This is a genomic window from Streptomyces sp. NPDC030245 (assembly GCF_055572995.1).
The window spans coordinates 1-10,699 of the sequence record NZ_JBVICF010000022.1; the positions used below are offsets into that span (position 1 = coordinate 1).

Below are 10,699 nucleotides of genomic sequence, written 5' to 3' on the forward strand. Positions count from 1 at the left end.
GGAGAACTGCTGAGGGCGCTTCGAGAGCACCGCGGCTTGTCCCGGGCCGCTTTGGGCGGTCTGGTCGCCCGCTCCGAGGACTGGGTCAAGAAGGTCGAGCGGGGTCAGCGTCGGGTCTCCTCGCTCGCGATGATGGTGCGCCTTGCCCGCGTGGTCGGCGCCACCGACATCAGTGAACTCACGCGCGCCGATGTGTCGGTGCCGGTCGTCGACGGCGGCCGAGTCATGCACCCAGGAGTCGCGGATCTTCGAGCCGCCATCCATGCGCCGCTGTTCGCCCCGGCCGGGGAGCCCGACGGGGTCGAGCATCTTCACGGACGGGTACGGCAGGCGTGGGAGATCTGGCACCGGGCCCGCGATCAGCGCACCGCCACGGCGGCCGTGCTGCCGGACCTGATCGCGGCCGGGCACGCCACGGTCCGCGCCACGGAAGGCACCGAGCGCCGACGGGCATCCATCGCGCTGTCGGAGACGTACGCGCTCGCGCAGCAGTACGCGGCGCACAACGCAGAGGCAGAGTTGTACTGGATCATCGTCGACCGCGCGCGGATGGCGGCGGAGCAGGCAGACGACCCGGTCGCGCTGGCGTCGGCGGCCTGGATCGTCGGCAACGGCCTGCGGGTGGCTGGCCACACCGAGGAAGCACTGGGCATGGTCGCCAACGCGGCGGAGTCACTCCGCCCGCGCCTCGAGGAAGGCGGCGTGGTCGCCGGGATGTTCGGGAGCCTGTGTCTGCACGCGGCGGTCACGGCCGGGCAGGACGGCCGCGACGGCGACGCGTGGCGCTGGCACGGGGAGGCCGACCGGACCGCGAAGAAGCTCGGCACGACGTACGCCCACCCCTGGACCATGTTCGGGACCGGGAACTGCGCGGTGCACGCGGTGACCATCGGCGCCGATCTGCGCACCCCGGGCGTCGCCATCGACCAGCTCGCCGAGACCGACCCCCAGACGATCCCGTCCCTGGAACGCCGGTCGCGGCTCTTCCTGGACGCGGCCAAGGCCGAACACGTGCGGCGCGAGCCCGCGTCCGCGCTCCAGTACCTGCGGCTCGCCTACGAGACGAGCCCGGAGGCAGTGCGCTACGTCCCGTCCGGACGCGCGCTGGCGGTCGACCTCACGCGCCGTGCGACCGGCGCCCTGTCGTACACCGCGCACGCGCTCGCCGACGACATCGGCGTCGTCGTCGCGGCCTGATCCGCAGGGGGACAGCCTGTCCCCCTGCAGGAGGGGGGACGAGCTGTCCCCCGTGGGCCGGCGCATCGGCGGGACGCTGCCGAGCATGGATCACTCGTACGCACAGCTCGACTACCGGGGACCCGACGAGCTGCCCAAGGAATTCGCGAAGTCCCTGTGGCGGGACAAGGCCGATCACCTGTGGCGGGTGGTCGCCGTACTCATCTACCGCGACCCCGAGTCCGGCCGCCGCAAAACCGAGACGTGCTTCCTGCGCCCGCTGAACGGCGGCCGCGAACGGGAGATGAGCCGAGAGGCGATGGCGAAGCGGTACGTCGAGGAGCGCGCGCCCGATGCCCGCAGGTGACCGCGTACGGTCGGGCGGCATGAAGTTCAGCGAGATTCCCAGGAACCCTGACGGCTCCATTCAGTGCCAGTGGTGCGGTGAGAACACAATTGTTCAATCCGGCATCGGCCGCCCCAAGCTGTACTGCAAGCCGGGCTGTCGGGAGATGGCCTACCGAACGCGCAAGGTCGATAGGCGAATTCGGGCGGCGGTCAACGTTGCTCTTGCCCTCTCTTCGCGCCAAGTAAAATCAACTGATGAAACCGTTCCATCAGTTGATGAAACGGTATCGCCGCAGGTCAGGGCGCCGCAGGAAGTTGCCGTTGAGGCGGAGCCTCCGGCGCGGCCGCAGTCTGCGCCGTACCGGAAGAGTCGGCGGCGGAGCGGCATGACGGGCTCGCCGATGCCGCTTCCGGGCATGGGCGGCATTCCCCCGGCCGGAAATCCGTGAGGCGTTGTCGTACGTGATCACTACGGTGTGTCCCGAAGTGATCACGGGAGGGCACGGAAATGCACGACCACGAGCACGACCAGGAGCAGGCGCTCGCCGCGACGTTGGCGGCATTGCTGCTGGTTGGCGTGACGCTGATAGCGCGGGAGCTGATCGGGCTGTGGCCTGCTGCGGCGCTGGGGATGGGGACGGTGCTCGCTGCCTACTGGGGGCCGTCGACCGCCCGTTGGATAGCGGTCGAGGTGGAGGTGCGGCGGTGGGGCCGGCGCATGGCCGCGTGGGAGCGGGAGCACCGGTGAGGGAGAGCCGGACGCCCGGCCACGGACGGCGGGCGGGGCTGACCAGCTCGACGACGTGCACCACATCGCGGCAGCAGCTGCTCCCCGCCAGCCACGGACGGGGCGTCAGGTCGCCTCACGCGCCCGCATCCGTGACGGCGGGGGTACGGCGCCCGGCCCAAGTCCCGGGCGGTCAGACGGCGCCTGAGCACCGCCGACCCCACCCCCCTTCGCCGCCAGCCGCTTTTGCCCCGCCCGAAGCCGCCGCAGACGCGCACGCGGCAGGCCACGGAGGATTACGGACCGATGGCGCCCCACGGGGGCGCGAGAGCCGCTGTACGGCCCGTCAGGCGACTGGGGCGGGCGCCGTGGACTCTTCGGGCCTGCGGCCGACTTGGGGCCCGCAGAACGGCGTACAGCGCCGTCGGGGCGACGGCTCGTCGAGAACACGCGGACACAACCTACTTGCGCAAGGTAATACGCATGTGTCACTCTGAACCGCATGACGCAGAAAACACCGGCCGAACTCCGGGCCGACGCAGAGAAGGCGCTGACCCCGGTCGGCAGGAAACGGATCAGGCTCCTCGCCCAGCTCGACGAAGTCGACGAGGAACTGCGCCCGCTGATCGAGGCGGCGCGTCGGGTCGAGCTCCCGATCCGGCGGATCACGGAGTTGACGGCGGTCGCCCCGAACACCGTCAGGGCCTGGACGAAGCCGGAGTAACGAAGCGTCAGGTTTCGGGAGTTTCGGGCAAGCGGAACTTACCGGGACGAGATCACCCCGCCTCGCGCGCGCACGCGTAGGGCCCCCCTCACCGGTTTCCAGGAAACCGGAAACTCGCAGGTCACGCGCTTGCGCACGGGCAACTCGTGCCGCTGGCGCAACGAAAGGGATCAACCAGGAAAAGCAGACGGACCGGACCCCCGGCAAGGGAGATCCGGCCCGACATCCACGATCACCGTGAGAGGACTCTCGTGGACAAGCTCAAAGCATGGTCGAAGATCGCTTCACCTACCAAGTCCGCGTGGCGCTGGTCGGCCACGCGCACCACGAACACCCTTGATGCTCTGGCGCCCGCGTTCGCCCCGTTCGCGGCGCGCTGGGACATCGAGGCCGACCGCCGAATGGCGCTGCGGACGCCCGAGAATCTGAAGGCGTTGATGACCGCGCAGCGTGGTCATTTGTCGGCGCGGTCCACGGCCGCGTCGGCGTCGAGCCAGCGAAAGGCGGCGCGGGCCGCCAGCAAGCTCCCGCTGGCCCGCGCTCGCCGGGCGGCGCGTACGGCGGACAAGGCGGCTCGCAAGCAGGCGAAGGACGCGCGCCAGACGCTGACCGAGGCGCGCAAGAACTACCCGAGCACGCTCGTTCAGGTCGCGACGCGTGTACATGCCGCGCACGCCGTCCCGTCCGGGATCGCGACGTACGCGATGTCGACGGCTGAGCACTGGACGGTGTGGCCGGTCGGCACGTCGCTCGGTCTGATCGGCCTCAACGCGGCCGGGGTCGCCCTCGGACGCCGGAAGGTTGAGCTGCAGCTCGACGACGAGCTGTCCGCCGAGGAGCGGCGCCTGATGAAGCGCCTTGACCCGACGCACTGGATCCAGCACGCGGAAGAGCGCGGGCTGTCCGGCACGCTCACCGAGACTCCGCAGATCACCCCGGCCGGGATCGTCTGCGGCGTCCGGCTCGACGGGAAGTGGTCGGCCAAGGAGCTGTCGGGCAAGGCGGACTCGGTGCGTGCGCTGCTCGGCATGAAGTCCGAGACCCGGATGCAGATCGGCCGAGGCTCGCACGGCGACCGCGCGCGGATCGTGATCCGTACCCGGTCGGCGTCGGACGGCGTGTCGATGCTCTGGACGCCGGAGCACACCGGCATCGGCGTCGACGAGGTCACGGGCGAGATCGTCGACGTGCCGATGGCGGGCACGCACAAGCTGATCGCGGGCGTCACGAACATGGGCAAGTCCGTGTCGTGGCGGCCGTGGATGATGCAGGCGGTTGCCGATCCGCTGTGGGCGGGCATCCTGCTCGACCCCAAGCGGCTCGAAGCGCGGCTCTGGAACGGGAAGATCCGTACCGAGGGTCATCAGCGCGGCTCCAACGAGGAGATCCGGCAGGCGATCTACGAGGCGATCCGCGAGTTGGTGGCGGAGATGCAGCACCGTCAGGAGATCGCCGACGTCACCCAGTGGGCGCCGACGCCGGAGTACCCGAACCTCCTGGTCGTGATCGAGGAGGGGCGTCAGATTCTCCAGATGGCCAAGGACAGCCGGTGGAAGGACGTCCTGGACCTGATCGACGACCTGTACACCCTGGCCCGCGCCACGGGCATCTGGATCATCTGGGCCACCCAGTACCCGAGCCGCACGAACGGCGGCGTCACGGCGATGGTCAGCGAGAACTCGCTGACGGTCATGTCGCTGACGGTGGACTCCCCGGTCTCGGACCGCGTGGTCTACGGCGAGAACGCGGCCGAGGCGGGGTGGGAGCCGAGCAAGCTCGGCGGCGTCCCGGGCCGCGCCCTGGTCAAGCACAAGCGCCGCAAGCCCAACGCGGTGCAGATCTGGCACGTGACGGACGACGTGGTCAACGCGCTGCCCGAGGTCCGGCCGTGGACGACCAACGCGCCCGTCGAGGAGCAGACCGCGCCCGTCGCGCAGAGCTCGCCGGCGCCCGCGCCGACCCCGGTCGAGCGGCCCGCGCTGCGCCTGGTCAAGGGCGAGGACTACCTCCTCGCACCGCCGAGTCCGGAGCCCGCGGCTTCCGTTCCGGCGCAGGCCGACGGCGCCGACGGCAAGGTGCTCGCCGCGCTGCGGACGCTGGGCCCGGCCCGGCAGAAGGCGGTCGTCGAGGCGACCGGTCTGCCCAAGGGCACCGTGTCCAAGGTGGTCAAGCGGCTGGTCGAGGCGGGGCAGCTGGTCCGCGCCGAGGACGGCACCGTCCGTCTCGCGGGCACCGCCGCCGGGGAGGTGTCGGCCTGATGCGCGCTCAGCTCCCCACCGCCCAGGCGGCGGCCGGGCACGTCCCCGCCGATCTGGTGCCCGAGGGCACCGACCCGCGCACGGTCGTGATCGTGCAGCAGGCGCCCCGCTCCTACACCGGGCCCGTGGTCGTGACCGTGGTCGCGAGCCTGGGGGCCGCCCTCGTGGTCTGGCTCCTCGTGGTCCTGGTCCACGCGACCGCAGACGCGGCCGACGAGATCGCCACGGCGGCGGCATCGGCGGGCGGCGTCGGCATCGGCGGCATCACCCTCAAGATCGCGCGGAAGGCGGGCAAGTGATGAAGCAGCAAGACGTGCTCGGCTGGCTCGCGATGGGCGCGGCCGTGATCGTGGCGGCGCACGGTGAGTGGTCCCTCGCGGTCGCCTGCGGCTTCGGCGGCATCGTCGCCGCCGCGCTGCCGGTGGCCATCGATGCCTACGCGCTCCGCGCGATGCAGACCGGTCGGGAGGTCCTTCCCTCCGTGCTCCTGATGATCGCCACCAACGCCGCGTCGCACCTGCACCACGGGGGGCTCATCCCGGTGTCCCCCCTGCTCGTCGTCGCGGTCTCCGCGATCGCGCCCGTGGTCCTGTGGCGCGTGCACGCTCTGCGCCACGGCGCCAAGGTGGCCGCGCCGGAGCCCGCCACCGTTCCCCAGGGGAACACCCCGGTGATCACCGAGGTGTTCACCCCCTCCCCTCCCCCGGCGGCCGCACCCCGCCCCGAACCGGTATCGCCGCAGGTCATCTGTGGGGGACACCTTCAGATCCCCGCCGTACCCCCCCGGGAACGGCTCGGCACCGAGGAGGCGAAAGCCGCCATCGAGCAGGCGTGGCGTGACGGCCTGAGCCTGCGCGAGGCGGCGCAGGTGGCCACCCGCAGCACCACCTACGTCCAGAAGGTGTACGCCCGGCTCGACGAGGCGGCGGTCCCCGAGGGACAGACCGCCATCGACGTACCAGCGGCAGCCTGATCAACCGGCCCGGCGGGGAAACCCGCCGGGCCTTTCCGCTTGCGCAACCAGAACCGTGCGTGTCAGACTGATACAAGTTCACCAAGGCGACACGAGGAGATCAGCATGAAGCTTGACCGCATCACTCCGAAGTCCGAGAACGAGAGCCGTCTGGCCGCCGCGCTGCACGAGCTGCGGAAGGTCACCTCCGCCACCACCGACGACGACAAGGGCCGGATCGTGCTCTACCTCGACTCCATCGAGGTCGAGATCGAGCGCATCAACGGGTCCCGCTGATGAGCCGCCCGAAGCGGTGCCCGGCCGCGCACTCCGAGGACCCGACGCCGTGCGACGGACCGCCGGTCGTGACCGTGCTCGACGCCAACGGCGGCGGCGCGGACGGCTGCGAGCACCACGGCGCCCTGCTCCTGGCCTCCCTCGACGGCGGCCGCGTGTACGCCCTGCCCGAGGCTCCGGACGGTGCGGCAATCCGTGTGTTCAAGGCGGCGGACGCCACCCGCCCGTTCGCCTGGATCGAGGACGCGCCGCGCACGAAGTCGTCCGAGCTGAGCGACCTGGAGAACCGGCAGCGCGACCAGATCGACCCCGACCACCACACCCGCTGAAAGGGCCTGCCATGACTGAGATCGTCGAGACCATCCGCTACACCGCCGACGTGGTCGTCATCACGACGGACGGGCACGTCCTGCTGATTCAGCGCGGGTGGGAGCCCTTCAAGGGCCAGTGGGCGCTTCCCGGAGGTCACGTTGACCCCGGCGAGACCAGCCGCGCCGCCGCCGTCCGCGAACTCGCGGAGGAGGCCGCCGTGTACGCCAAGCCCGCCGAGCTCGACCAGATCGGCGTGTTCGACGAGCCCGACCGCGACCCGCGCGGACGGTACGTCACCGTCGCCTACCACCTGACCGTGATCCCCGGACTGCCCATCGAGGCGGGCGACGACGCGACCCGCGCCGAGTGGTGGCCGCTGGACGACCTGCCCCCGCTCGCCTTCGACCACGCCGAGATCATCCGCGCCGCCGCCGAGGCGGTAGGCCAGTGATCCGCGACGCCGTCACCTGCGACCGCACCGGGTGCCTCGCGCTCTACCTCGAACCCGTCGCCGACCCGTACGCGCTGCCGGGCATCGACCGCACACCGACCCGCGGGGAAGACGTGCTCGACTTCGAGCAGCTGGTCGAGATCGCCGGATGGGAGCGGGACGACCAGGCCGGCCACTCCTGCCCGGCCTGTGTCGCCGGGCGGGGGCCGGTCGTTGAGCGGGGCGAGTGCCCGGCGTGCTGCGGCCGGACCGTCGACCTGCCGGACGGCGCCACCTGCCACTACTGCCGGACCGTCACCCCCCACCCCCTGGAGGAGCTGTGACCCGCATCCTGCGGACGCTGCTGCCCGTCCTCGTCGGCCTGGGCGTCGCCCTCGGCATGTACGCGTGGCGCGGCGGTCACTACCCGCTGGCCGTGGACGTGATGGCGCTCGGCGCCATCGGCGTCATGGCCGCAGGCGGCGCCCGCGAGGTGGCCTTCAGAGTGGCCACCCGAGACTGACGTCACGTCAGCGCCCCGCCGGTATCCGGCGGGGCGCTTGACGCTCCGTGATCCGGGAGTGACAGGATCGACCCCCAGAACGGCAACGACCCGGAGCGGGAACTCCGGGCCGTCCGCCTCCGCAGGTGCCCTAACACCGAACGGAAACGTTGCTCGTGAAGAGACTACGAGACGTCCCCCCGACGTCGCCAGAGCGGCCCTCCGGTCCGCGCTGCCATTGCGGCACTCCGATCACCCACACGCCCGGCAAACGGCCGCGTATCTACTGCTCAGACCGTTGCCGGATGGCCGCGAAGCGGGCCCTCTCACGCGTCGGGACGCAGGCCGACGGCAAAAGCGAACACCTGGGTAAGAGGACAACAGAGTTTTCCGAGAGCGACGCTCCCGAGCCAGCGCGGACCGTGGTCAAGCCGGAAATCCGCAGGTGGCAGGGCCGCCGCACCCTCAACCGGGTCTCTGGCATCAACGCCTGCCGCGCGTGCGGCCGAAGCGTGCTCGACCCGGACACTGGCGTCGTCGTCGGCCGCACCTCGCGCGGCTACGTCGTGACCCTGGGCGTCGCCAGGTGCGGGCGGATCTGGTTCTGCTCGCAGTGCTCGGCAGCGATCCGCACCGGCCGCACCGAGGAACTGAAGACCGCCGCGCTCCGCTGGCTGGCCGCAGGCGGCACGCTCGCCGTCGTGATCCTCACCGCCCGCCACAACCGCACCCACGCGCTGGCAGACCTGTCCGACGCGCTGTGGGGGGCGCCCCTGCTCGACGACAAGGGCGCCCCGCGGCTCGACCGGTCCGGCAAGCCGCGCCGCGAACCCGGCGCCTACCAGCGGATGCTCACGGACCCGAGCTTCTACGGGCGCCCCGAGGGCGTGAACCGCTGGAAGCGCAAGGACGGCACCCGCATGACGTCTATCCGCCCGGCGGTCGACGGCATCCGGCACCGGATCGGGTACGCCGGGATGGTCCGGGCCTCCGAGGTGACCCGTAGCCGTGAGAACGGCTGGCACCCCCACATGAACCTGCTCGCCTTCCTCGGCGGGCAGCTCGACGGCTCCCCCGCCAAGGGCGTCGTGACCGGCTACGAGACGCCCGGGGACGACGCCCTGGAGGAGTGGGAGGACTGGCTCCGCGCTCTGTGGGCGCGCACGCTGCGACAGGCAGACCCTGCCTTCGAGCCGTCGACGAAGTGCGGCAAGTCCGGCTGCAAGTGCCGGGGCCGGGGCCACGGCGTCATGGTCAAAATCATCCGGTCCGCCGACGACGCGGCGCTGATCGAGTACCTGACCAAGGTTCAGGACGGCAAGCCGCCGTCCGTGCAAGAGGACCTGGAGGCGGCGGGCGGCGCCGCGATGGAGACCGTCCGAGCCGACAACAAGCGCGGTCGCGGCTGCAACTCGATGGTCCCGTTCCAGATGCTCTACCGGCTGTGGGACCTGGAGGCCGAGGGCCTGGACGAAGACGAAGCCGAGGGCTACGGCTCCGCTCTGCAGCTCCGCGCGTGGTGGGCGGAGTACGAGCAAGCCATGTCCGGGCGCCGGGCCATCGAGTGGACCCGAGGCCTGCGCCGTCACGTCGGCCTGGACGGCGACGACTCCGAGGAACGCGACAAGGAGTTCGTCTACGAGCAGGCAGCGCGCGAGCCGCTGACCGGCGGCGTGGTCATGAGCACCACGGCGTACGGAACCGTCGTCCGGCGCCTGGCGGAGCCGGAAGTCGAAGAGATCGTGGCGGCCGAAATCTACGACTCGGTGGGCGACCTCGTGTACGGGCTCGGCGGTCTGGCCGGACACGTCCGCCCGCTCACCACCGACGAGATCGCCGAGATCCAAGAGCACATGGCAGCTCGCATGCTGGCCCAGCGAGAGGAGCGCGAGAGGCAGGCACGCATCGCCCAGCTCGAAGCCGACCGCGCCGCCACGGACCGACTCCGCGCCCGCTTCGTGCGCCTCCTCCTGACGGTGGCCGACCGCGAAACTGATATCGATCAGCACTAACTCGCTCTGCCCATCTGCACCGTCGAGACGTCGCTCCTGTGGGTGATTGGCAGGCGTCGAGAACGGCGAGACGCTGCCCCCGCGCTCCGCGCGGGGGTGGCCTCCCAGCGGAGCGACCGCCGGGCACGGCGGACCCGATCAGGGCGCCTGATCGTCCAGCTTGCTCCGCTCCCCGACCGTGCCCGGTCGCCGCCGAAAACCCCGGGCACGGCCGGGGCGGCGGGCTCGTCACTGGGCCCAGTGACCACTACCTTGCTCCGGCGGCGGACGGGCGAACTGATATCAGTACGCCACAACTCGCTTCCGTCAGAACTCCCGTCAGAGCGTCCGTCGGACGGCCTGCACAGCGGAGCGACCGCCGGGCCACGGCGGACCCGATCCGATAGCGGATCGTCTAGCTCGCTCCCCCCGTCAGGCACCCGTCATCGGGTCCGTCAGCCGTCCGTCACGGACCCGTCAGAGTCCGTCAGCCTGACGTCAGCCTGACGGACCGATGACGGGTCCGTGACGGACGCGATGACGGACCCGATGACGGATGCTCGCGGTCCGCCGGCCACCCCCCGTCAGATCTGACGGGGTCCCTCCCGAAGCCGTAATGCAAGAGGTGTGACCGTTCCGGCCGTGGAGCTCGGCGAGCTCCTGGTGCTCGTCGGCGTACGTCATCTGGGAGACGTACAGCGGCGGTCGGAGACGTACGCGGCGACGGCGGCCGGGACGACGAGAGCTGTCCGTCGGGTCGTGATGCAAAGGTGTGGGCGAGGGGCGGCGGGCAAAAGTGCCAGAGGTGTACCGACGCGCGGTCCTACCCTGGCGGGTACAGGCCTGCCGAGGGGGCGAGGATGCCGGACGAACACCTGATCGTCGACGGAGAACTGCTGAGGGCGCTTCGAGAGCACCGCGGCTTGTCCCGGGCCGCTTTGGGCGGTCTGGTCGCCCGCTCCGAGGACTGGGTCAAGAAGGT

Annotated in this window: 14 protein-coding genes; all 14 read left to right on the top strand. The window is 71.1% G+C overall.

The genetic code is table 11. From position 1 onward, the window contains the following. Positions 1 to 1,197 (top strand): helix-turn-helix domain-containing protein (locus ACZ4Z4_RS38060; RefSeq protein ID WP_468338411.1); only part of this gene is annotated, 1,197 nt, incomplete at its 5' end. A gap of 85 nt (positions 1,198 to 1,282) precedes the next feature. Beyond that, positions 1,283 to 1,543 (top strand): hypothetical protein, encoded by a 261-nt coding sequence (locus ACZ4Z4_RS38065; RefSeq protein ID WP_468338414.1) that lies wholly within the window; start codon positions 1,283 to 1,285, stop codon positions 1,541 to 1,543. A 19-nt stretch (positions 1,544 to 1,562) separates the two neighbouring features. Continuing rightward, positions 1,563 to 1,973, top strand: a complete 411-nt coding sequence (locus ACZ4Z4_RS38070; protein ID WP_468338417.1) for a hypothetical protein — start codon at positions 1,563 to 1,565, stop codon at positions 1,971 to 1,973. A gap of 59 nt (positions 1,974 to 2,032) precedes the next feature. Beyond that, on the top strand, positions 2,033 to 2,272 hold the full coding sequence (locus ACZ4Z4_RS38075; protein WP_468338420.1) for a hypothetical protein: 240 nt from the start codon (positions 2,033 to 2,035) through the stop codon (positions 2,270 to 2,272). Positions 2,273 to 2,753: 481 nt separating this feature from the next. After that, the gene (locus tag ACZ4Z4_RS38080; protein WP_468338423.1) at positions 2,754 to 2,975 is read left to right on the top strand and encodes a hypothetical protein; all 222 of its coding nucleotides are present in this window, start codon (positions 2,754 to 2,756) and stop codon (positions 2,973 to 2,975) included. A 251-nt stretch (positions 2,976 to 3,226) separates the two neighbouring features. Continuing rightward, positions 3,227 to 5,233: a helix-turn-helix transcriptional regulator gene (locus ACZ4Z4_RS38085; RefSeq protein WP_468338426.1), complete on the top strand. Its 2,007-nt coding sequence runs from the start codon at positions 3,227 to 3,229 to the stop codon at positions 5,231 to 5,233. Next, positions 5,233 to 5,532, top strand: a complete 300-nt coding sequence (locus ACZ4Z4_RS38090; protein WP_468338429.1) for a hypothetical protein — start codon at positions 5,233 to 5,235, stop codon at positions 5,530 to 5,532. Before ACZ4Z4_RS38085 ends, ACZ4Z4_RS38090 begins: the two co-directional genes overlap by 1 nt. Further along, a complete protein-coding gene (locus tag ACZ4Z4_RS38095; RefSeq protein ID WP_468338432.1) occupies positions 5,532 to 6,206 on the top strand; it encodes a hypothetical protein in 675 nt (224 codons plus the stop codon). The genes ACZ4Z4_RS38090 and ACZ4Z4_RS38095 overlap by 1 nt, the downstream gene beginning before the upstream one ends. 105 nt (positions 6,207 to 6,311) lie before the next feature. Then, positions 6,312 to 6,482 (top strand): hypothetical protein, encoded by a 171-nt coding sequence (locus ACZ4Z4_RS38100; RefSeq protein ID WP_468338435.1) that lies wholly within the window; start codon positions 6,312 to 6,314, stop codon positions 6,480 to 6,482. Then, positions 6,482 to 6,811: a hypothetical protein gene (locus tag ACZ4Z4_RS38105; protein WP_468338437.1), complete on the top strand. Its 330-nt coding sequence runs from the start codon at positions 6,482 to 6,484 to the stop codon at positions 6,809 to 6,811. The genes ACZ4Z4_RS38100 and ACZ4Z4_RS38105 overlap by 1 nt, the downstream gene beginning before the upstream one ends. Before the next feature lie 11 nt (positions 6,812 to 6,822). Then, positions 6,823 to 7,245, top strand: coding sequence for an NUDIX domain-containing protein (locus ACZ4Z4_RS38110; RefSeq protein WP_468338439.1), 423 nt, complete (start codon positions 6,823 to 6,825; stop codon positions 7,243 to 7,245). Beyond that, the gene (locus tag ACZ4Z4_RS38115; RefSeq protein WP_468338442.1) at positions 7,242 to 7,568 is read left to right on the top strand and encodes a hypothetical protein; all 327 of its coding nucleotides are present in this window, start codon (positions 7,242 to 7,244) and stop codon (positions 7,566 to 7,568) included. The genes ACZ4Z4_RS38110 and ACZ4Z4_RS38115 overlap by 4 nt, the downstream gene beginning before the upstream one ends. Next, a complete protein-coding gene (locus tag ACZ4Z4_RS38120) occupies positions 7,565 to 7,747 on the top strand; it encodes a hypothetical protein (RefSeq protein ID WP_468338445.1) in 183 nt (60 codons plus the stop codon). The genes ACZ4Z4_RS38115 and ACZ4Z4_RS38120 overlap by 4 nt, the downstream gene beginning before the upstream one ends. Before the next feature lie 491 nt (positions 7,748 to 8,238). After that, complete coding sequence (locus ACZ4Z4_RS38125; RefSeq protein WP_468338447.1) at positions 8,239 to 9,738, top strand: replication protein; 1,500 nt, start codon at positions 8,239 to 8,241, stop codon at positions 9,736 to 9,738. The last annotated feature ends 961 nt before the right edge of the window (positions 9,739 to 10,699 follow it).